This window comes from Ruegeria sp. N4, assembly GCF_056531425.1.
The window spans coordinates 48,078-68,687 of the sequence record NZ_JBQFLT010000017.1; the positions used below are offsets into that span (position 1 = coordinate 48,078).

30 protein-coding genes are annotated in these 20,610 nt (G+C 58.6%); 1 reads left to right on the top strand and 29 read right to left on the bottom strand.

The window, feature by feature from the left end; all coding sequences use genetic code 11:
• Nucleotides 1-79 precede the first annotated feature (79 nt).
• The 11 genes from ACR0LW_RS20040 to ACR0LW_RS20090 all read right to left on the bottom strand — a co-directional run bounded on the left by ACR0LW_RS20040 (nt 80) and on the right by ACR0LW_RS20090 (nt 9,553).
• Entirely contained in the window at nt 80-886 is an 807-nt protein-coding gene (locus ACR0LW_RS20040; protein WP_480884145.1) for a crotonase/enoyl-CoA hydratase family protein, read from the bottom strand.
• Nucleotides 887-981: 95 nt separating this feature from the next.
• Complete coding sequence (locus ACR0LW_RS20045) at nt 982-2,295, bottom strand: replication-associated recombination protein A (RefSeq protein WP_480884147.1); 1,314 nt, start codon at nt 2,293-2,295, stop codon at nt 982-984.
• Between the two features lie 4 nt (nt 2,296-2,299).
• Entirely contained in the window at nt 2,300-3,685 is a 1,386-nt protein-coding gene (locus ACR0LW_RS20050; RefSeq protein ID WP_480884149.1) for a trypsin-like peptidase domain-containing protein, read from the bottom strand.
• Nucleotides 3,686-3,827: 142 nt separating this feature from the next.
• The gene (gene rplQ, locus ACR0LW_RS20055; protein ID WP_170334079.1) at nt 3,828-4,247 is read right to left on the bottom strand and encodes a 50S ribosomal protein L17; all 420 of its coding nucleotides are present in this window, start codon (nt 4,245-4,247) and stop codon (nt 3,828-3,830) included.
• Between the two features lie 181 nt (nt 4,248-4,428).
• A complete protein-coding gene (locus ACR0LW_RS20060) occupies nt 4,429-5,445 on the bottom strand; it encodes a DNA-directed RNA polymerase subunit alpha (RefSeq protein WP_170377644.1) in 1,017 nt (338 codons plus the stop codon).
• Nucleotides 5,446-5,560: 115 nt separating this feature from the next.
• Nucleotides 5,561-5,950, bottom strand: a complete 390-nt coding sequence (gene rpsK, locus ACR0LW_RS20065) for a 30S ribosomal protein S11 (RefSeq protein WP_008757289.1) — start codon at nt 5,948-5,950, stop codon at nt 5,561-5,563.
• Nucleotides 5,951-5,965: 15 nt separating this feature from the next.
• The gene (gene rpsM / locus ACR0LW_RS20070) at nt 5,966-6,334 is read right to left on the bottom strand and encodes a 30S ribosomal protein S13 (RefSeq protein WP_170456119.1); all 369 of its coding nucleotides are present in this window, start codon (nt 6,332-6,334) and stop codon (nt 5,966-5,968) included.
• Nucleotides 6,335-6,544: 210 nt separating this feature from the next.
• Nucleotides 6,545-7,192 (bottom strand): adenylate kinase, encoded by a 648-nt coding sequence (locus ACR0LW_RS20075; protein WP_480884152.1) that lies wholly within the window; start codon nt 7,190-7,192, stop codon nt 6,545-6,547.
• Nucleotides 7,189-8,553, bottom strand: coding sequence for a preprotein translocase subunit SecY (gene secY / locus ACR0LW_RS20080; RefSeq protein WP_170456125.1), 1,365 nt, complete (start codon nt 8,551-8,553; stop codon nt 7,189-7,191). The genes ACR0LW_RS20075 and secY overlap by 4 nt, the downstream gene beginning before the upstream one ends.
• 109 nt (nt 8,554-8,662) lie before the next feature.
• Nucleotides 8,663-9,136: a 50S ribosomal protein L15 gene (rplO, locus tag ACR0LW_RS20085; RefSeq protein ID WP_170456127.1), complete on the bottom strand. Its 474-nt coding sequence runs from the start codon at nt 9,134-9,136 to the stop codon at nt 8,663-8,665.
• Between the two features lie 201 nt (nt 9,137-9,337).
• Nucleotides 9,338-9,553, bottom strand: coding sequence for a DUF1127 domain-containing protein (locus ACR0LW_RS20090; RefSeq protein ID WP_170524959.1), 216 nt, complete (start codon nt 9,551-9,553; stop codon nt 9,338-9,340).
• Between the two features lie 267 nt (nt 9,554-9,820).
• On the opposite strand from ACR0LW_RS20090, the gene ACR0LW_RS20095 reads away from it, so the two are divergent.
• Nucleotides 9,821-10,765, top strand: coding sequence for a homocysteine S-methyltransferase family protein (locus tag ACR0LW_RS20095; RefSeq protein ID WP_480627263.1), 945 nt, complete (start codon nt 9,821-9,823; stop codon nt 10,763-10,765).
• A 79-nt stretch (nt 10,766-10,844) separates the two neighbouring features.
• On the opposite strand, the gene rpmD is transcribed toward ACR0LW_RS20095, so the two are convergent.
• From rpmD to rplP, 18 genes are all read right to left on the bottom strand, one after another.
• A complete protein-coding gene (rpmD, locus tag ACR0LW_RS20100) occupies nt 10,845-11,033 on the bottom strand; it encodes a 50S ribosomal protein L30 (RefSeq protein WP_170456133.1) in 189 nt (62 codons plus the stop codon).
• A gap of 12 nt (nt 11,034-11,045) precedes the next feature.
• The gene (rpsE, locus tag ACR0LW_RS20105) at nt 11,046-11,615 is read right to left on the bottom strand and encodes a 30S ribosomal protein S5 (RefSeq protein ID WP_155148691.1); all 570 of its coding nucleotides are present in this window, start codon (nt 11,613-11,615) and stop codon (nt 11,046-11,048) included.
• Between the two features lie 183 nt (nt 11,616-11,798).
• Complete coding sequence (gene rplR, locus ACR0LW_RS20110; RefSeq protein WP_039523386.1) at nt 11,799-12,158, bottom strand: 50S ribosomal protein L18; 360 nt, start codon at nt 12,156-12,158, stop codon at nt 11,799-11,801.
• 11 nt (nt 12,159-12,169) lie between these two features.
• The gene (gene rplF / locus ACR0LW_RS20115; RefSeq protein ID WP_170456135.1) at nt 12,170-12,703 is read right to left on the bottom strand and encodes a 50S ribosomal protein L6; all 534 of its coding nucleotides are present in this window, start codon (nt 12,701-12,703) and stop codon (nt 12,170-12,172) included.
• An 11-nt stretch (nt 12,704-12,714) separates the two neighbouring features.
• On the bottom strand, nt 12,715-13,107 hold the full coding sequence (gene rpsH / locus ACR0LW_RS20120) for a 30S ribosomal protein S8 (protein ID WP_068340741.1): 393 nt from the start codon (nt 13,105-13,107) through the stop codon (nt 12,715-12,717).
• Between the two features lie 13 nt (nt 13,108-13,120).
• Nucleotides 13,121-13,426: a 30S ribosomal protein S14 gene (rpsN, locus tag ACR0LW_RS20125; RefSeq protein ID WP_068340744.1), complete on the bottom strand. Its 306-nt coding sequence runs from the start codon at nt 13,424-13,426 to the stop codon at nt 13,121-13,123.
• 19 nt (nt 13,427-13,445) lie between these two features.
• Nucleotides 13,446-14,006 (bottom strand): 50S ribosomal protein L5, encoded by a 561-nt coding sequence (gene rplE, locus ACR0LW_RS20130; RefSeq protein WP_480649808.1) that lies wholly within the window; start codon nt 14,004-14,006, stop codon nt 13,446-13,448.
• Complete coding sequence (gene rplX, locus ACR0LW_RS20135) at nt 13,999-14,310, bottom strand: 50S ribosomal protein L24 (RefSeq protein ID WP_170456139.1); 312 nt, start codon at nt 14,308-14,310, stop codon at nt 13,999-14,001. Before rplX ends, rplE begins: the two co-directional genes overlap by 8 nt.
• A 2-nt stretch (nt 14,311-14,312) precedes the next feature.
• Nucleotides 14,313-14,681, bottom strand: a complete 369-nt coding sequence (gene rplN / locus ACR0LW_RS20140) for a 50S ribosomal protein L14 (RefSeq protein ID WP_008757934.1) — start codon at nt 14,679-14,681, stop codon at nt 14,313-14,315.
• A 76-nt stretch (nt 14,682-14,757) separates the two neighbouring features.
• Nucleotides 14,758-14,988, bottom strand: coding sequence for a 30S ribosomal protein S17 (gene rpsQ, locus ACR0LW_RS20145; RefSeq protein ID WP_068340771.1), 231 nt, complete (start codon nt 14,986-14,988; stop codon nt 14,758-14,760).
• 4 nt (nt 14,989-14,992) lie between these two features.
• Nucleotides 14,993-15,199, bottom strand: a complete 207-nt coding sequence (gene rpmC, locus ACR0LW_RS20150; protein ID WP_010437082.1) for a 50S ribosomal protein L29 — start codon at nt 15,197-15,199, stop codon at nt 14,993-14,995.
• Nucleotides 15,200-15,378: 179 nt separating this feature from the next.
• On the bottom strand, nt 15,379-15,729 hold the full coding sequence (locus tag ACR0LW_RS20155; protein WP_170456140.1) for a hypothetical protein: 351 nt from the start codon (nt 15,727-15,729) through the stop codon (nt 15,379-15,381).
• Between the two features lie 197 nt (nt 15,730-15,926).
• Nucleotides 15,927-16,547, bottom strand: a complete 621-nt coding sequence (locus ACR0LW_RS20160; RefSeq protein WP_480583111.1) for a 2OG-Fe(II) oxygenase family protein — start codon at nt 16,545-16,547, stop codon at nt 15,927-15,929.
• 169 nt (nt 16,548-16,716) lie between these two features.
• Nucleotides 16,717-18,084 carry an ArsB/NhaD family transporter gene (locus tag ACR0LW_RS20165; RefSeq protein WP_480884157.1) on the bottom strand — a complete coding sequence of 456 codons (1,368 nt, stop codon included), beginning with the start codon at nt 18,082-18,084 and terminating at the stop codon, nt 16,717-16,719.
• A 24-nt stretch (nt 18,085-18,108) separates the two neighbouring features.
• Complete coding sequence (locus ACR0LW_RS20170; protein WP_480884159.1) at nt 18,109-18,597, bottom strand: CBS domain-containing protein; 489 nt, start codon at nt 18,595-18,597, stop codon at nt 18,109-18,111.
• A 227-nt stretch (nt 18,598-18,824) separates the two neighbouring features.
• Nucleotides 18,825-19,301, bottom strand: coding sequence for a YHS domain-containing (seleno)protein (locus tag ACR0LW_RS20175; RefSeq protein WP_480884161.1), 477 nt, complete (start codon nt 19,299-19,301; stop codon nt 18,825-18,827).
• Nucleotides 19,302-19,486: 185 nt separating this feature from the next.
• Nucleotides 19,487-20,086: an amino acid synthesis family protein gene (locus ACR0LW_RS20180; protein ID WP_480884163.1), complete on the bottom strand. Its 600-nt coding sequence runs from the start codon at nt 20,084-20,086 to the stop codon at nt 19,487-19,489.
• Nucleotides 20,087-20,195: 109 nt separating this feature from the next.
• On the bottom strand, nt 20,196-20,609 hold the full coding sequence (gene rplP, locus ACR0LW_RS20185) for a 50S ribosomal protein L16 (protein ID WP_058283513.1): 414 nt from the start codon (nt 20,607-20,609) through the stop codon (nt 20,196-20,198).
• Nucleotide 20,610 lies beyond the last annotated feature (1 nt).

The window sequence follows — 20,610 nt, forward strand, 5'->3', positions numbered from 1 at the left end:
TTGCGCTATTGCCAGTGTCCTAGAAAACATGCGCGTCTGTCGCCCGCAACGGCGCTAGAGTCAAGCAATCAGCGGCCCGTCAGATGTTCCGGAAATCTCCGTGCCGCCCGGCCCCGTCCCGGAACCGCCCCGCGCCTGCGGTGCCTTCGCGGCGGATCGCTTCCAACCCGTTGGCCCATTCGAGCTTCAGCCCATCGCGCACAGACATCCCGCGCGTTTCGATGATCGAGCGTCGGTCAGCCCGTACCGCCTCTTGCGGGAAACGGGCGATGTCGTGGGCCATGGCCTCGGCTGCGGCCCGCGCCTCGCCATGGGGTACAACCTTCTCGGCCAGCCCGATGCGATAGCATTCCTCGGCCTCGACCTTGCGCCCGGTCAGCGCGATTTCCAGCGCCTTGCCCTGCCCGACCAGACGCGGCAGGCGGACTGTCCCGCCATCCATCAAGGTCACGCCCCAGCGGCGGCAAAAAACACCTTGATAGGCGGTTTCGGCCATCACCCGGATATCGCACCACAAGGCAAGCTCCATCCCGCCCGCCACGGCGGCCCCCTCAATCGCACCGATCACCGGTTTCGACAAATCCAGACGCGATGGCCCCATTGGTCCCAATGTCGATGGGGCTGCTCCGATGGGAAAGCCGTGTCTCTCGTAATATGCTTCACCCAGTTCCGGATCGGCCAGGGTTGCGGCCATCTTCAGGTCCCACCCGGCGCAGAAATTGCCGCCTTTGCCCCAGAACACCGCCGCCTTGGCGTCGCTATGCTCGAACTCCAGAAAGGCATCTGCCAAGGCCTTCGCGTGATCGGCATCCACTGCATTGCGGGCCTCGGGCCGGTCATGAATGACGGTCCAGACATCCTCGGATTTTTTGATTGATACGGGCATGACGCGTCCTCCCTTGCAGTCACTGATCCAAGGGAAACCCGAGTTGCGCCACCTGTCTCCTGTGACGCCACGGCAGCAGCGGACCTGACCCAGCGTTACCCGTTGTTTCGTTGCGACCGCAGCTTGGCGAAGTAATCCAGTCGTTTCTTCAACTCACGCTCGAACCCGCGCTCGACCGGTTGATACAGAACGGGCCGTTTCATCGTCTCGGGAAAGTAGTTCTGGCCTGAAAAACCATCTTCGGCATCATGATCATAAGCGTAACCTGCGCCGTAACCCTGATCCTTCATCAACGACGTCGGCGCATTCAGGATGTGTTTGGGCGGCGGCTCGCTGCCCGATTGCTTGGCCAGCCGCATCGCCGCCTTGTAGCCCACATAGGCCCCGTTCGATTTCGGAGCCAGCGCCAGATAGACCAGCGCCTGCGCCAGCGCCAACTCGCCCTCGGGTGAGCCGAGCCGTTCGTAGGTTTCCCACGACTGCAAACAAATCGCCTGCGCCTGAGGATCAGCCAGACCGATATCCTCGACCGCCATCCGGGTGATGCGCCGCGCCAGATAGCGCGGGTCTTCGCCGCCGGTCAGCATCCGCGCAAACCAGTAAAGCGCCGCATCCGGGTCCGAGCCGCGCACTGATTTATGCAGGGCCGAAATCAGGTTGTAATGCTCGTCCCCCGACTTGTCGTACTTGGCCGCGCGGCGCATCAGACGTGTCGACAGCGCATCCGGGTCCAGCGGTGCATCGACGTTCCAGGCGGCGACTTGCTCGATCAGGTTCAGCAAGGCACGCCCGTCGCCGTCGGCCATTTCCTGCAGCGCATCGCGTGCCGCCGGAGTCAGAGGTAGGGTTTTGCCCAGTTCCTTCTCGGCCCGTTGGGCAAGACGCTCCAGATCTGCAAGGCTCAGACGCTCCAGCACCAACACCTGCGACCGGCTGAGCACAGCGGCGTTCAACTCGAAGGACGGGTTCTCGGTCGTCGCCCCGACCAACAGGATGGTGCCATCCTCCATATGCGGCAGGAATCCGTCCTGCTGGGCTTTGTTGAAGCGATGGATCTCATCCACGAAAAGCAAAGTACCCTGCCCGTTCTGACGTCGGATCTTTGCCGCCTCGAACACCTTTTTCAGGTCCGGAACCCCGGTGAAAATAGCGCTGATCTGAACGAAATGCAGATCGGTTTCCTGCGCCAGAAGCCGGGCGATCGTTGTCTTGCCGACACCCGGCGGCCCCCAGAAAATCAGGCTGGACAGGCTGCCCGAGGCCAGCATGACACCCAAAGGCGCATCCGGTCCCAGCACCTGCTGCTGCCCGATCACCTCGGCCAGCGTTTGCGGGCGCAGCCGATCCGCCAAAGGGCGATGAGGGGCCGGTGCAGGCTCGGTCGCGCCGGTGTCGAACAGGTCGCTCATGGCGTTACAGCCGGAACCGCAGTGACAGGGTGCGCCCGCCGCGCTGGATCGTCATCTGCACCCGACGGCTGGGATCGGTCAGCGCTTGCACAACGTCGCGCGGGCGTTCAATGGCGGCACCGTTGATCGCGTCCAGAACATCCCCAGTGCGCAGTCCGGCGCGCGCACCATATGGCCCGGGATCAATGACCACGACCCCGGTCTGGGTCAGGCGCAGCCCCAGCTTTGTGATAACCGCCGGGTTGACCCCTGATACCTTCAATTCGGGCAGCACCGTACGGTCGTCCAGAGTGGTTTCTTCAGCGGCAGGTGTTTCAGGCGCTTTGATCAGAGCCACTTCCACATCTTCGCGATCCTCGCCGCGTAACCGGGTCAGAACCGAGGTTCCACCGACCCCGGCAACGGACATGCGGAATTTCATCTCGGCGGGAGAGTTCACCTCATCCCCGTCCACGTGCGTTACCACATCGCCGACCCTCAGACCGGCCTCGGCCAGTGGGCTAAGGTCATGCAGATCTGAAATCACCACGCCCAATGGGATGGCCAGACCCAGCGACTCGGCGATATCAGCGCTCATATGCTGGCCAGTGATCCCCGCCCAGGGGCTGACGAAACTGTCATTGCCGGCCTGCGCCTGCCGCAGAAACTCGGCCACCAGATTGGCCGGAATGGCAAAGCCGATCCCGTTGGACCCGCCCGAGCGGGTCAGGATCGAGGTATTGATCCCGATCAGATCGCCATTCACATCAATCAGCGCCCCGCCCGAATTGCCCGGATTGATCGCCGCGTCGGTCTGAATGAAATACCCTCGCGCATTGCCCGTGGCTGTCCCAGTCCGTGCCAGACCCGAGATAATGCCCGACGACACCGTCTGCCCCACGCCAAACGGGTTACCGATGGCCAGCGCAAGCTCGCCCACCTCAACCTGATCCGAGTCCCGCAGGTTCAGGTATGGCAGGTCAGACGCATCCTCTAGCCGCAGAATGGCGATGTCGCTTTCCTCATGCCCCAAAACGACTGTCGCCGAAAACTCACGCCGGTCGGTTGTCACCACACGGATTTCGGTCGCCGAGCCCACAACATGGTAATTCGACACCACATAACCGTCATCGGAAAGGATCACGCCCGAACCCAGCGAGTTTTGCACTCGCGGCTGCGGGGTGCCAAAGCCGCCACCAAAGAAATCCTGAAAGAACGGATCCGAGAATAACGGGTTGGCGCGCCCCTGCCGGATGATCTTGGCATAGATGTTCACAACCGCCGGGGCGGCTTGTTTGACGACCGGGGCAAAACCCAAGCTGATTTCAGCCTGGGACTGCGGAACCCGTGTTTCCGCCGTGGCAAGTGATGCCGACAAAATGGAGAAAGCTAAAACTGTCGCGCGCAGCATTCCGACCTCAATCTTCAGAGACCCGTAGGATATGCGGCCACCGGGCCGGTAATGCAAGCGCGGCATCCGTGACCGCGTTCGGGAAAAAGAAAACCCCCACGTCCGGGACGCAGGGGTCTGACAGTCAGATCGTCGGATCGACTTATTCTTCTGCGGCCTCTTCGGCAGCAACGCGGGCCTTGTCGGCCGCGCCTTTGGCATCGACGTCACGATCAACGAATTCGATGATCGCCATCGGCGCCATGTCACCATAGCGGAAGCCAGCTTTCAGGATGCGGACATAACCGCCCTGACGCTCGGCGTAGCGGGGGCCCAGAACTTCGAACAGCTTGGCGACGTCTTTGTCTTCTTTCAACTGTGCTGCGGCCTGACGGCGGGCGTGCAGGTCGCCGCGCTTGCCCAGAGTGACCAGCTTTTCGATGATCGGGCGCAGTTCTTTTGCCTTGGGCAGAGTTGTTTTGATTTGCTCATGCTCGATGAGCGAGCCAGCCATGTTCGCAAACAGCGCCTTGCGGTGCTCATGAGTACGGTTCAGTCGGCGGTAACCACGTGCGTGACGCATTTTTCAGTTCCTTCTTTCGCGTTTTGCTTTGTCTGGCACCCGATGCGTGTCAGGCGCTCTCCTTGGGGCATCATTGCCCTTGTTGTCCCCGGTAGTCCGGGCATTTGTTGTTGCGTGTGCCGGGCTGAAGCCCGGCCTAGGGGTTGGTCCGAAGTAGGGCGGCGTTCAGCCCGGCACCACTTCAGAACGCGTCTTCGAATTTCTTCGCCAGATCTTCGATGTTGTCGGGCGGCCAGTCCTCGACATCCATGCCAAGGTGCAGACCCATGCCGGACAGCACTTCCTTGATCTCGTTCAGCGATTTGCGGCCGAAGTTCGGGGTGCGCAGCATCTCGGCTTCGGTCTTCTGGATCAGGTCGCCGATATAGACGATGTTGTCGTTCTTCAGGCAGTTTGCCGAACGGACCGACAGTTCCAGTTCGTCCACTTTCTTCAGCAGAAGCGGATTGAACTCCAGACCGTCATCCTCGTCCTGGCGGCCGGCCGATTCCGGCTCGTCGAAGTTGACGAAGATCGACAACTGGTCCTGCAGGATGCGCGCAGCATAGGCCAGCGCGTCCTCGGGCGTGATCGACCCGTCGGTTTCGATCTTCAGGGTCAGCTTGTCATAGTCCAGAACCTGACCTTCACGGGTCGGCTGAACGTCATAGGCGACCTTCTTGACCGGAGAATAGATCGCGTCGATCGGGATCAGGCCAATGGGCGCGTCTTCGGGCTTGTTCTTCTCAGCCGAAACGTAACCCTTGCCTGTGTTGACGGTCAGTTCCATGAAGAGATCGGCGCCATCGTCCAGGTGGCAGATGACGTGGTCGCGGTTCAGAACCTCGATGCCGGCGCTTTCGCTGATGTCGCCAGCGGTGACAACGGCGGGGCCTTTGGCATTGATCGACAGGCGCTTGGGGCCTTCGACTTCCATGCGCAGCGACACGCCTTTGAGGTTCAGGATGATGTCGGTGACGTCCTCACGCACGCCCGCAACCGAGGAGAACTCGTGCAGGACGTTGTCGATCTGAACGCTGGTGATGGCCGCGCCTTGCAGCGAGCTCATCAAAACGCGGCGCAGGGCGTTGCCCAAGGTCAGACCAAAGCCACGCTCCAGCGGTTCAGCAACCAGGGTTGCCTGACGTGCAGGGTCGTTGCCCGGCTTGCCGTCCAGCTGGGTCGGCTTGATCAATTCTGCCCAATTCTTGTGGATCATGTAATCCCTCCATTCCTGTCCGCGCCCCATGACCAACAAGGTGCAGACGCCCGAGGTTCAAAATGACGTGCTGGGGCCGTGCAAAAACACTGGCCCCAGCTCAATTCAAAATCGCTTAGACGCGGCGACGCTTCGGCGGGCGGCAGCCGTTGTGAGCAATCGGTGTCACGTCGCGGATCGACGTGATGTTGAAGCCCACGGCAGCCAGCGCGCGCAGAGCCGATTCACGACCCGAACCGGGGCCCTGAACTTCGACTTCCAGCGTCTTGACGCCATGTTCCTGCGCCTTCTTGCCTGCATCTTCAGCAGCCATCTGAGCGGCGTAGGGGGTCGATTTCCGCGATCCCTTGAAGCCCATGGTACCGGCAGACGACCACGAAATGGCGTTGCCCTGTACGTCCGAGATCAGGATCTTGGTGTTGTTGAAGGTCGAGTTCACATGGGCGACGCCCGATGCGATGTTCTTCCGCTCTTTGCGCTTAACGCGAGTCTTATCACGTGCCATCAGTCAGACCCTCCCTTATTTCTTCTTACCAGCGATGGCCTTTGCGGGGCCTTTGCGGGTACGAGCGTTGGTGTGGGTGCGCTGACCGCGAACCGGCAAGTTGCGGCGGTGACGCAGACCGCGATAGCAGCCCAGGTCCATCAGGCGCTTGACGTTCATCTGAACTTCACGACGCAGATCACCTTCAACGGTGTAGTTTTCGTCGATGTATTCGCGAATTTTCAGAACTTCGGCGTCGGACAGTTCGTTGACGCGACGGGTCGCTTCAATGCCCACGGCTTCGCAGATCGCTTTGGCCGAGGTGTTGCCGATTCCGGTGATATAGGTGAGGGCGATAGGTACCCGCTTGGCGGTCGGGATGTTTACGCCGGCAATACGTGCCACGTGTCACTTTCCTTTTTGTTGCGGTTCCGTAACTCCGGAACCTTTTTTCACAACACTTGATCTTGGCAGTGACGCCAGAGGATCCAGCATTATTTCGAGGTAGTCGGGGCAAACGGAACGAATCCCGCTTGCGGTCTTGATTCCCTATGGGGATGGGGGTCGATATGGGCTTTTCCGGTTCAGGTCAAGCCCATAAACGGTTCAACCTTTTCAGGCGTCCAGAACCTGCGCGATCGAGCCCTGAACCTCGGCGATCTCGCCCAGCCCGTTGACCTTGGTCAACGCACCTTTGGCATAGTAATAGCCGATCAGCGGCGAGGTCTTTTTGTAGTATTCCATCAGACGGGTCTTGAGGCTTTCCTCATTGTCGTCGGCGCGGCGCTTGAAGTCGTTTTCCTTGCCGCAGTTGGTGCATTTTCCATCTGCAGGAATCGGCTTGGTGATGTCGTTATAGACTTCACCGCAACCGCCGCAGGTCGACCGGGCCGTGATGCGCTGGACCAGCGCGGTATCGTCGACCTCCATCTCGATCACCGCGTCCAGGCTGTTGCCGGTGCTGTCCAGCAATTCACCCAGCGCGTCCGCCTGCGCCAGCGTGCGCGGGAAACCGTCAAAGATGAAACCACCCTCGGCACCCTGTTCCAGCTTTTCGCGGATCAGGCCGATGACGATGTCATCGGTGACCAGTTCGCCCTTGGCCATGACCTCGGCCACGCGGTTGCCCATCTCGGTGCCGCTGTCCTTGGCCTCGCGCAGCATGTCACCAGTGCTCAGCTGGACCATGCCGCGTGTTTCGACCAGGTGACGCGCCTGCGTCCCTTTACCTGCCCCCGGGGGGCCAAGAAGAATGATGTTCATCGACGAGCGGGTCCCTTCCTGCCGCGTTTCTTGCTTTTGCCGCGCAGTTGGGACTTTTCGATCAGCCCTTCGTATTGATGCGCCAGCAAATGGCTCTGAACCTGCTGGATCGTGTCCATGGTTACAGAGACGATAATCAGAACCGAGGTGCCGCCGAAGTAGAACGGGATGGCAAACTGGCCCCGAAGGATTTCAGGCAACAGACAGACCGCCGCCAGATAGGCCGAGCCCAGAACCAGCACGCGGTTGACCACGTATTCCAGATATTCGGCGGTTTTCTTACCCGGACGGATACCGGGAACAAAGCCGTTCTGCTTTTTCAGATTGTCCGCCACATCATCCGGTTTGAACGACACGTTGAATGTGTAGAAATAGGCGAAAAACACGATCATCGAAGCAAAGAACAGCAGATACAGCGGCTGTCCGGGGCCAAAGTTGGCCAGCATCCAGGACATGATCGGACCGTTGGCCGCCCCCGACGAGAAGGTCGAGATCGTCACCGGCAGCAGCAGCAGCGAGCTGGCAAAGATCGCCGGGATCACGCCCGCTGGGTTGACCTTGACTGGCAGGTGGCTGGATCCACCCTCATAGACTTTCATACCGGCCTGACGGCGCGGGTATTGGATGTGGATCTTGCGCAAGGCGCGCTCCATGAAGACCACAAAGGTGATCACGGCGATGACCATGACGATCACACCAACGATCACGGCGGGGCTGATCGCGCCGCTGCGGCCCGAGGCAAAGAACTGCGCCAGCGCGGCCGGAACCTCGGCAATGATGCCGACGAAGATGATCAGGGAAATCCCGTTGCCGATGCCGCGCGCGGTGATCTGCTCACCCAGCCACATCAGGAACATGGTGCCGCCAACCAGAGTGATCATGGTCGAAAAGCGGAAATACAGCCCCGGATCGGTCGCCAGATCGCCCGATTCCAACGACACAGCCAGACCATAGGCCTGAACGGTGGCCAGCGCCACAGTGCCGAAACGGGTGTATTGGTTGATCTTTTTGCGCCCCTGCTCGCCCTCTTTCTTGAGCTGTTCGAGCGCGGGAACCATGGATGTCAGCAGCTGTACGATGATCGAGGCCGAGATATAAGGCATGATGCCGAGGGCAAAGATACCCATCCGACCCAGCGCCCCGCCGGTGAACATCGAAACCATGCCGCCGATGCCTTGCCCCGCCTGTTCCATGAACTCGCGAAGCGCCTGTCCGTCAATCCCCGGCACCGGAATGAAGGTGCCCAGACGATAGACGATCAGCAAACCCAGCGTGAACAGGATGCGGTTGCGCAGATCGGTGGCTTTGCCAAGGGCAGCCCAGCTTGTATTGGCTGCCATTTGTTCTGCTGCTGATACCATAAATCGGTCTCTCTTATGCAAACGCCGCCCGGAACCGTTTTCCGGCTCGGACGGCGTCTAGGAAAACTGTGAGGTCTATGTAAGCGGGTCTGGGCCCGCTCACAAGCGCTTACTCTGCCGCAGCAGCTTTTGTGACCTTAAGTGAGCCGCCCGCTTTCTCGACCGCTTCGACAGCGGCTTTCGAGGCACCGGTGACTTCCAGGTTCACCTTGGCGCTGATTTCGCCTTTGGCCAGAACGCGGATGCCGTCCAGCTTGCGACGAACCAGACCAGAGGCAACCAGTGCGTCCTCAGTGATCGCAGCTTTGGCGTCCAGCTTGCCGGCATCGACGAATTTCTGGATCAGGCCCAGGTTGATAACGGCGAATTCCTTGCGGTTCGGCTTGTTGAAGCCACGCTTGGGCAGGCGTTGGTACAGCGGCATCTGGCCGCCTTCGTAGCCGTTGATGGCCACACCCGAACGGGATTTCTGGCCTTTGATACCACGGCCACCCATCTTACCTTTGCCGGAACCCGGACCACGGCCAACGCGGGTGCGTTTCGGTGCGGCGCCAGGATTGTCGCGCAATTCGTTCAGTTTCATTTCGCTTCTCCTTAGCCGGATGTGACCCCCGAAGCGTGATGGGCCAACCACGGCGTTTCTTGGTTTTGATTCTCGTGGACGGAAATCCACCGGAGCGCTCTACAGCGTTGTGCCTTCAGTTGCAAGGTTTGTTGTAGTCCAGCGCCAAAAGCAAAAGAGGCGCCCGAACGGCGCCTCTTTCACTGTGAGTGGTGGGGTATTTTACGAGCAATATGCATGCTCACGCGCGATATCCGCGATATCGCAGCGACGAACGCCGATGTCGTCCAGTTCGCGGTTGCTCAGACGCTGCAGCTCGGAATAGGTGCGCTGGTATTCCGCCGCTCGGGCACGGGCTGCCTTGATGCGTTCAACCAAGGTTGCAACGCGGGCGCTGAAGTTGAATCCGGTGTTCGAAAAAGTAGCTGTGTTTGCCATATCTCATTTCCTTTCTGTATTGGGGCGTATTCCCCAATGTTCGCTTGTTTGTTCCTTGCTTGGACAAGGCTCAGATAGGCGCGGCTGGTAACGCTAACAACGGAAGTTTCGGTCTAGCCGCTATGCGTTTCGGGAATGGCAGGATCCTGCGCCATTTGACCGAGACCCTCTGGCCCGGCAAACCAGTATTGGCCCGGCCGCTTCTCACGTTTCGCAAAAATTGGTAGTCTTGCGCAGAAGTCAGCGCAGGATGCAGGGTGCAAATTCATGTCATTGGATCTTCTGACCAAGGGGGAAAAGTACTTTCTTCTATACACGGGAACCGGCACCGATCTGATATTCAACCGAGGCGTCGAGCTGCCGGGCTTCGCGTCATTTCCCCTGCTCGAGCATCCGGACACACGCGCAATTCTGGCTGACCAGATGGCCGAACTGGCGCAATTGGCGGGGGAACTGGGCCTGGGATGCATTCTGGACGCGCCCACCTGGATGGCAAACGCCGATCGCGCGGCCCCCTTGGGATATGACAAAGATCGACTGGATGCGGTCAATCGGGATGCAGTGTCCTTGATGGATGAAATCCGTCGGTCAGCCGGTCGTGACGACATTCTGGTATCCGCCTGCATCGGACCTCGTTACGATCCATATGCTGATATTCCCGCCATGCCAGAAGATGAAGCCTGCGCGTATCATACTGCTCAGTTGGCCACACTGAAAGAAACCAGCGTTGACCTCGTCACCGCCTACACGTTCAACCGTCCATCCGAGGCGATTGGGTGCATTCTTGCAGCGCGGCGTCTCAGTCTGCCTATCGTGATGTCATTGGTTGTGGAAACCGACGGTCGGCTGGCCAGCGGCCTGAGTCTTGCCGAAGCGATAGACCAAATAGATGAAGCGACAGATGCGTCAGCGCTGTTCCATATGGTGAACTGCGCTCATCCGTCCCATTTCGCGAGTGCCATGGACAATCACCCCCGGTTGAAAGGGGTCGTTGCCAATGCCTCAAGCTGCTCGCACGCTGAACTCGACGAGGCCGAGCATCTTGACGAAGGCAACCCGTGGCAACTGGGACGGGAAATTGCCCAAATTGTGAAAGAAAACCCGTCTGTGCACGTATTCGGCGGGTGCTGTGGGACAGATATGCGCCACCTGCATCGTATGGGTTCGGAAGTGAACGCTGACGTGATTTCGATGAAGGAAACGAAACTTTAGACTCGTCAAATCGAAACCCTCAAACGAAAAACACCCCCGAAAGTTCCGGGGGTGTTTTCTGTTTGAAGTTCAATCGCGCTTAGTCGCGCTCTTCGATGATCTCAACCAGATGCGGGATCTTGTTGACCATGCCGCGAACCGAAGGCGTATCTTCCAGCTCGCGGGTGCGGTGCATCTTGTTCAGGCCCAGACCGATCAGGGTTGCGCGCTGTTCGGCGGGGCGGCGGATCGGGGAACCGATCTGCTTGACGACGATGGTTTTTGCCATGGGTCGCTCTCCTTATGCTTCTGCTTCAGCAGCAGCTGGTGCTTCGTCCCGCTTGGGCAGGATGTCAGCAACTTTTTTGCCACGACGTGCGGCAACCGAACGCGGGCTCTGCTCTTTCTGCAGGCCGTTGATGGTGGCGCGGATCATGTTGTACGGGTTCTGCGAGCCCAGCGACTTGGACACAACGTCCTTGACGCCCAGCATTTCGAACACGGCACGCATCGGACCACCGGCGATGATACCAGTACCTTCAGGTGCGGTGCGCATAACCACTTTACCGGCGCCGTGACGGCCCTCGATGTCGTGGTGCAGGGTCCGACCTTCGCGCAGTTGCACGCGGATCATCTGACGCTTGGCTTGTTCAGTCGCCTTACGGATGGCTTCAGGTACTTCTTTCGCTTTACCCTTGCCAAAGCCGACGCGGCCTTTCTGATCGCCGACAACCACTAGAGCGGCGAAGCCAAAGCGCTTACCACCTTTTACGGTTTTCGACACGCGGTTGATTGCGACCAGGCGATCTGCAAATTCCGGTGCTTCTTCACGGTCGCGGCCACGGCCCCGACGGTTTTCACGTTCTGCCATTTGGCATCCCTTTTCTCATGTGGCGCTTGTCGCGCCAGTTTTCTCAATCGAAGTGAGCCACGGAAAAATTCCAAGCCCCCCGATCATCGAGGCGGGCGGACCCGCCTTCAAAGCAAGATGGGTGCAAGCACCCATCCTACGGTTCTTTATCGTGTAGGATGGGTGCTTGCACCCATCGCCACATCAGATCTTCAGACCACCTTCACGCGCGGCGTCGGCGACTGCCTTCACCTTGCCGTGGAACAGGAAGCCACCACGATCGAAATAGGCCTCTTCGACGCCTGCCTTCTTGGCACGCTCGGCGATGGCCGCGCCCACTTTGGTGGCCGCTTCGACGTTGTTCTTGCCAACAACACCCAGATCTTTTTCCAGGGTCGAGGCCGATGCCAGGGTCACGCCACGAACGTCGTCGATCAGCTGAACGCTGATGTTCTTGTTCGAACGGTGAACCGACAGGCGTACACGGCCGGCGTTGACTTTGCGAAGTTTGTTCCGAACGCGCAGGCGGCGCTTCAGAAACAGGGTTCTTTTGCTGTTTGCCATTGTTTGCGTCCTTACTTCTTCTTGCCTTCCTTGCGGAAGATGAACTCGCCCTTATAGCGGATGCCCTTGCCTTTATACGGCTCGGGACGGCGCCATTCGCGGATTTTGGCCGCGACTTCGCCCACCTGCTGCTGGTCGATACCTTCCACAACGATCTCGGTCTGCTTCGGCGCGGTGATAGTGACACCTTCCGGAGCAGTGAAATCAACATCGTGGCTGTAGCCCAGGTTCAGCTTCAGGGTGTTGCCCTGCATCTGCGCCCGGTAACCAACACCCTGGATCTCCAGCTCTTTTTTGAAGCCTGTCGTCACACCGGTCACCAGATTGGCAACCATGGTGCGGCTCATGCCCCACTGCTGGCGGGCACGCTTGGACATGCCACGGGGGTCGATCTTGACCACGTTGTCTTCAACCGACAGCGTCACGTCGTCAGTGGCGGTGAAGCTGCGGGTGCCTTTCGGACCTTTCACTTCGATGGTCTGGCCAGACACAGAGGCGGTAACGCCGCTGGGCAGCTCGACCGGTTTTTTACCAATACGAGACATTGCAGACCTCCTTAGAAGACGGTGCAGAGCACTTCGCCGCCAACATTGTTGGAGCGAGCGTTTGCGTCCGACATCACACCTTTCGGAGTGCTGACAATCGACACGCCCAGACCCTGACGGACCTGCGGGATGTCATTGACGCCCATGTATACGCGACGACCGGGTTTCGAGACCCGCTTCAGTTCGCGAATGACAGGGGTGCCTTCGTAGTATTTCAGGCTGATTTCGATGGCCGGATGACCGTTTTCACCGGTCGTCTTTTCATAGCCACGGATGTAGCCTTCGTCCGCCAGCACGTCCAGAACCCAACCGCGCAGCTTGGACGCCGGGGTGGAAACGGTGGACTTGCCGCGCATTTGCGCGTTGCGGATACGGGTGAGCATATCGCCGATAGGATCATTCATATCTATGTCTCCCTTACCAGCTCGATTTCACCATGCCGGGGATCTGACCAGCAGAACCCAGCTCGCGCAGCGCGATACGGCTGACCTTCAGCTTACGGTAGTAAGCGTGGGGACGACCGGTCAGCTGACAACGGTTGTGCAGACGGGTAGCCGAGCTGTTGCGCGGCAGTTTCGCCAGTTTCAGACGCGCCTTGAAACGCTCTTCCATCGGGCGGCTCTCGTCATTCGCGATTTCTTTCAGCTCGGCACGCTTTGCGGCATATTTGGCCACCAGGCGTTCGCGCTTCTTCTCGCGTTCGATCATTGCTTTTTTAGCCATGTCTCAATCCTCCCGGCGCTTACGCGTTGAACGGCATGTTGAATGCTTTCAACAGGCTTTTCGCTTCAGCGTCGGTTTTCGCTGTGGTGGCAATTACGATATCCAGGCCCCAGACCTCGTCGACCTTGTCGAAGTCGATTTCCGGGAACACGATGTGCTCTTTCATGCCCATGGCAAAGTTGCCCTGACCATCGAAAGACGGCTTCACACCGCGGAAGTCACGAACGCGCGGCAGCGCGATGGTGATCAGACGATCCAGGAATTCGTACATCCGGTCACCGCGCAGGGTCACTTTCGCGCCCAGCGGCATGTCCTCCCGGACGCGGAAACCCGCGATCGACTTCTTCGCCTTGGTTGAAACGGCCTGTTGACCAGCGATTGCAGTCAGATCCTCGACAGCGGCTTTCGCTTTCTTCGAGTCCTTGACCGCCTCAGCACCACAACCGATGTTCAGAACGATCTTGTCCAGCTTGGGCAGCTGCATGTCGTTCTTGTAGCCGAACTCTTCTTTCAGAGCGGCACGGATGGTTTCAACGTACTGAGCTTTCAGACGCGGGGTGTAGGTTGCGGAATCAAGCATCGATCACGTCCCCTGTGGTCTTGGCGAAGCGCACCTTCTTGTCACCTTCCATGCGGAAGCCAACGCGGGTTGCTTTGCCGTTCTTGTCCAGCAGCGCCAGGTTCGACAGCTCGATCGGGTTTGCCTGAGGCAGGCGACCACCTTGCGAGTTCTGCGACTGACGGGTGTGGCGGATGGCGATGTTGATGCCATCGACAACAGCTTTACCGGCTTTCGGGTCAACCGAGGAAATGGTTCCCTCTTTGCCCTTGTCCTTGCCGGCCAGCACGACGACCTTGTCGCCTTTGCGGAGTTTAGCAGCCATGATTACAGCACCTCCGGAGCCAGCGAGATGATTTTCATGAAGTTCTTGCCGCGCAGTTCGCGAACAACGGGGCCAAAGATACGGGTACCTACGGGCTCGTTGTTGTTGTTCAGGATGACGGCGGCGTTGCGATCGAAACGGATCGCGGTGCCGTCTTCGCGACGGACTTCCTTGGCGGTGCGTACGACGACGGCCTTGCGGACGTCACCTTTCTTTACGCGGCCGCGCGGGATGGCTTCCTTCACCGAGACGACAATGATGTCGCCGACGGAGGCGTATTTACGCTTGGAACCACCCAGGACCTTGATGCACTGAACTCGGCGTGCGCCGGAGTTGTCAGCGACATCCAGATTGGTCTGCATCTGGATCATGTGGTTTCTCCCGACCTGTGGGGGCTGGTCTTGTTAGATCCCCCAGGGTTTCGACAAATGGGAAAATCCCGGGGGCTTACGCCTCCAGCACTTCCCAACGTTTCGTCTTCGACTTCGGTGCGCATTCGATGATGCGAACGGTGTCACCGACCTTGAAGGCGTTCTTTTCATCGTGAGCCCGGTATTTCTTGGACTTACGGATGGTTTTCTTCAGAACCGGATGCGTAAAGCGGCGCTCGACGGATACGGTTACGGTCTGTTCGTTGGCGTCGCTGGTCACGGTGCCTTGCAGGATACGCTTGGGCATCTGATTACTCCTCGGATGCCGCGGCAGCGGCCTTTTCGTTCAGAATGGTTTTGACACGGGCAGCATTGCGGCGGGCCGCTTTGATACCGGCTGTGTTTTCCAGCTGACCGGTTGCCTGTTGAAAGCGCAGGTTAAAGCTTTCTTTCTTCAGGTTGGCCAGTTCCTCGCGGAGCTGGTCCGGGGTCTTGTCACGCAGTTCTTGGGCGTTCATCGCCTTTTTCCTTTGCTCAAAACACCAGAAGGCCCCGTACACGGGTCACCTTTGACCTGGTGGATGAATGATAGACATACGAATCGCCCGACAACGCCGGGAGATCGCAGGATGCCGCCGTATAAGGGTTTGGGGGGTGGGTGGCAAGAGGAAGTTTAAGGCTTTCCGTGTATGGGAGTTTAGCGATCATCCCAAAAACAAAACGTTGCGTAGTCGTTCACCCAACAGGCTTCTTCACGCTGTAGGTCACGCTGGATTCCGTGAGCGTGAGCGGCATAGGGTTCGCCGTTCCACGCAACTACGCCGGTCCCATCATCCTCGACATAGAAACCGCCCCAATACTTACCGTTGTAGGTTTTGAAATCAAAGGAGCCGAAACCATCGGTCGGGTCAAATTCGCATGGCCCATCAACCTTGGTTTCCCCATATTCAATAATAAGGCATGAAACCTCTCTGGCCTGCCCTAGCTGTGCAAAAGAGGGTGTGACAACACTAAGACTGCCGATCAATGCAAAACAGATCTTCTTCATTTCTCTCGTTACTTCTTGGTTGTGGAACTAAGTCGGCATTTGATTTTAAGGGAACAATATGCAGGCGACTCGTATGATCCGGTAAACTTCTACTTCCAGTTAAGAACACTAATAATTCTAGCAAGCTACAATCAGGGCTCCGCCCGTTCGCCCCTCAATCGCTCCACCGGAGCGATTGCCGCTGCGCGGACCGGGGCTCACTCCCACTTATAATTGAAACTCACCGAAATCCGCTCGTCCTCGGCCATGTTCATCGGCACCTCGTGGCGCAGCCAGCTTTCCCATAGCAGAACGTCCCCCACCTTCGGCTTCATATAGATGAACGGCTGCAAGTCCCGCCGCCCGCCTTTAAGACGTGTCGGCGCGGCCATCATGCGGCCCGAGCGGGGGTCTTCCAGTTTCAGCGCGCTCGCCCCTTCGGGCATTGCCACGTAGGTCGTGCCTGAAATGACGCTATGCGGATGCAGGTGACTGGAGTGCATCCCGCCCTCGGGCAGGATGTTGATCCACAGATCCTCAAGCTTCAGCGCGCCCTCACCCAGATCGAATTCCAGATCCTTGGCAAAGGCCGCGACGTGCTGGTCCAGCGCCTTGACCAAATCGGCGAAGATCGGGAAGCGCCAGGGCAGATCGGTCAGCGAGGCATAGCTGGTATAGCCGGGATAGCCGTTCTCTTCGCACCATTCCTGCCCGGCCTCATCATCCTCGGCGATGACAAGGCAAGAGCTTTCCAACTCATCCGCGTCGATCTTGGGATCGAACTCGGACAAGGCGGCGCGGTAGAGACGGGTTACGAAGAGTGATTCAATCTGTGCCATGCCCCGGCTATAGCCCAGCCGGGACGCAAGGGCGAGACCAGCCGCCTTAGAAAAGCGGCTGGTCGGGTGCGACCAATCGTTTGGCGTTTATTGTGTATCGAAATGCGCTGCCTCGACCTTCGGTCGAACGCGCCTTCCGATGCTTGCACTCGGCTAAAAGCCAAACGCTCTAATAGAAGTAGCGCAGCCAGATATAAACGTTGGCGATCATCAGGGTCAGGATCATGATCGGGAAGGCCATGATCGCGAACTTGACGAAGCCGATGGGCTGTTTGGCCTTCTCGGCAAACGCCGCAACGGTCAGGTTGGCGCTTGCACCCAACAGCGTGCCGTTGCCCCCCAGACAGGCGCCCAGAGCCAGCGACCACCACAAAGGTTCAATCGCCTTAGGGCCGCCAAAGGTGTCGGCGGTGGACTCGATCAGCGGGATCATCGTTGCCACAAAGGGGATGTTGTCGAGGATCGCCGACAGGATGCCCGAGGCCCAGAAGATGAAGAACGCGGTCCACATCATGTCGCCTTCGGTCAGCTCCAGAACCTTCTGGCCGAAGAAATCCAGCAGACCCACGTGTTCCACACCCGCGACAATCACAAACAGGCCGCCGAAGAAGAAAATCGTGATCCACTCGACCTCGCCAAAGATGTGGTGCACGGATTCGGATTGCTCTTCGCCGTGCTGGTGACCATAGGCCAGCAGCATCAGCAGCGCCGCACCCGCCAGCGCCGAGGTGCCGGGCTGGACGCCATAGCTGTGGCCCAGAGTGAAGCCCAGCAAAACCAGCGCCAGAACAAACAGGGATTTGACCATCAGCCGGACATCGGTGATCGCTTCGTCTTCGTTAAAGCGCATGATCTTCTCACTGGCGGATTTTGGAATGGCGGCCAGCGTGCGACGGTTCATCAGATAGATGATGCCGGTCAGAACAACCAGACAGATCGCCGAGATCGGGGCCAGATTGACCACAAACTCGTTGAAACTCAGCCCGGCGGCCGAGCCGATGATGATGTTGGGCGGGTCACCGATCAGCGTGGCCGTACCACCAACGTTCGAGGCCAGAATTTCGGCAAAGAAGAACGGAAAGACCGGTGTTTCCAGCGCATCGGTGATCAGCAAGGTAATCGGCGCGATCAGCAGTACCGTGGTCACGTTATCCAGTAGCGCGGAAAATACCGCCGTGATCAGCGTCAGCATGATCAGGATGCCGGTCGGGTTGGCCTTCACAAGCTTCGACGCCTTGATCGCCACATATTGAAACAGCCCGCATTTGCTGGTGATCCCCACGATCACCATCATGCCGATCAGCAGCGCAAGCGTGTTTGCATCCACCCCGGCGACGGCCTGTTCCTGATTGAGGATGCCAAACAGCACCATCAGCGACGCGCCCAGCATCGCCAGAATGGCGCGGTTTACCTTTTCGGTGATCAGCACCGCATAAACGGCGACAAGAATGCCAGTGGCAATCCACAGAGGATCAACCCCCAACAGTTGAGGAACGGAGAACGCGTGTTCTCCATGCGAAACAGAATGATCGGTCACAATTTTGGTCCGGTATTTTAGGGGTTAACTCAGCGCGTGATCTATCAGCGAGTTCGGGCTGACAGTGCCGACAAACCGTTTGGTGTCGGGCTCAACCAGGAACACATGGCGCTTGAATTTGTGGATCAGGAAGATGCCCTCCATCACCGGCGTATCCGGGGCGGTCACGGGGATATTGGCCGGGTTGGACGTGTGATCGCCGACCCGTTCCTCATTCAGCCGCGTGATCTGTTCGCGGAAATCTTCCTTGGTCAGATCCATGAAGCTCAGGTTGCTGATCGGCACCCGGCTTGTTTCCGAGCTCATGCCGATCAGTGCGGCCTTGGGCAGGATCATCTTGATCAGGGTCGGTGCGGTAAACACACCCAGAAACTTTCCGTTCTCGTCGACAACAGGAAGAAAGCGCACCCGGCTGTCCCGAATGATATCGAACGCTTTTGCGACAGTGTCATCCGGATGTATCGTTTTCTGCGTTTCAGGCGAGACCATCACGTCCCGGCAGGTAAGGCCCATCGTTTTCCTCGGCTTTCGAACTGTATCGCGGCGCTCAGCTGTTTTTGCTGGTTGGCGAAAGCACGGTTGCACACTTGCCAAACACCGAGCCCGCGAGAGAATGTCGTTGATGCGGGCGTCATTTCACTAACCGGTGGGATTGGCCAGACTTCAAATCAATTTTTTTTCAGGACGTCGGGTGAATATCGCGCCCGGCACACATTTTGGCGGACGGAAACGCCCAAAGGCTATTGCTGCAACAGGTCGGGCCAGTACCCGTTCGCCTTTGCGATATTCTCATCGATCTTGTTGGCCCAGATGCGCCGGACCTCGATACTGTAATTCAGGTATAGTTTGTCGTCCCAGATGCGCCACGCAATCGGGTCCACGTCCGCCACGGCATTCTGACTTGCGGCATAGGCACAATAGCCGCCGAACTGAGGTGCGAACCTGTCCGGGTCAGACAGAAACTCCTGCCGGTTTTCGTCGTTCAGAAATACCCAGGTGGCCCCTTTGTAATCTGCAGTGATCCCGGGATCGCCTTTTTGCGGATTGCCGCCGCGCCAATAGCTCATGACGTCGTAGCCGTTCATGGCCAGACCGTTGAAATGGCCCAGGTTCACTTCGGGTGAGGCCGCCCCGAGGGGTGTCGCGGTAAACAAAACCGCAAAAGTCAGGAACACAGGCACCACGACGTCGTGGATGGTTCGGACAATGGTCGTCATGGCGGTCCTTCCCGGCAAAGCTACCGTGAACACTGCCACGTCTGACGCCACAATGCTATTCAACTGTGGGTGCGCATGACCATGGCGCAACAGAACGACCCGCCGACTGCCCGGCAGGGTCGGTTGTTTCAAGGCCGGGTTATCAGACCGCCCCCTTCTGGCCGAGACCTGCTTTGGTTCAGGCCTTAATCTATGATGCGCCCCTTGCCGCAGCGTGGCGTCGGGCGACCGCCATCGGCATAGGCCACACATAACACCACCTCATCCGGCAAAGGTGCGTCAGATATGGTCAGGGTCATCGTATCATAGTGGTTGATCGACCATGGATCGTCCTTGTGCCCCAGCGGCAAGTCCAAGGCGCAACCCGGCGCGCCCAGTTTGGCGTTTGACGGAATGACAGCTTCGCCGCCGCCAATCGCCGCGCGCATCGGGGCACCAAGCTTGGGGTGGATGAGTGCTCCGCCATGCTCGGCATCTCCGCTCAGGCCCACAATCGCGGCCTTTCCGTATGAGATCGGCGCAGCCTTCAACTCGGCAACGGCATCAGCCACCAATTCCGCGCCCAATGTGCCGCCAATGTCGAACAACGCACTCAGATCCTCGGAAAACACGCCCGCCAAAGGGTTTTTGAACACCGCCACAGCCGCGACACGGGTGATCGGCGCGCAGGGCTGGCCCATCTGGTCAGAGGTAATCACCTCTTTGAAAAGGAGTTTCTTGCGCAGCTGAACCATCGAGGCCTCCTGTTGTTCCGACAGCAAGTCAGGGGCGACTTTGTGGTTCATCAACCAAATGCGCAATCCAAATCCAACGCCATGACACAGAAATGAAAAACCCCCGCCGGTATCCCGACGGGGGTCAATCTTGTCACGAACGGGGTTGACCCCGGAACGCTTACCAGTCTTCGCGAACCACGACGCGGGTCTTGATCGGCAGCTTCATCGCGGCCAGGCGCAGGGCCTCGCGAGCGATGTCGTCATTGACGCCGTCGATCTCGAACATCACGCGGCCGGGCTTGACCTTGCAGGCCCAGCGATCGACCGAACCTTTACCTTTACCCATACGAACTTCGATCGGCTTTGCAGTGACCGGAGTGTCGGGGAAGATGCGGATCCAGACACGACCCTGACGCTTCATGTGACGCGTCATGGCACGACGTGCAGCTTCGATCTGGCGTGCAGTTACACGCTCAGGCTCAAGAGCTTTTAGGCCGTAGGTGCCAAAGTTCAGATCAGAGCCGCCCTTGGCGAGACCCTTGATCCGGCCTTTGTGCATCTTGCGGAATTTAGTACGCTTTGGTTGAAGCATA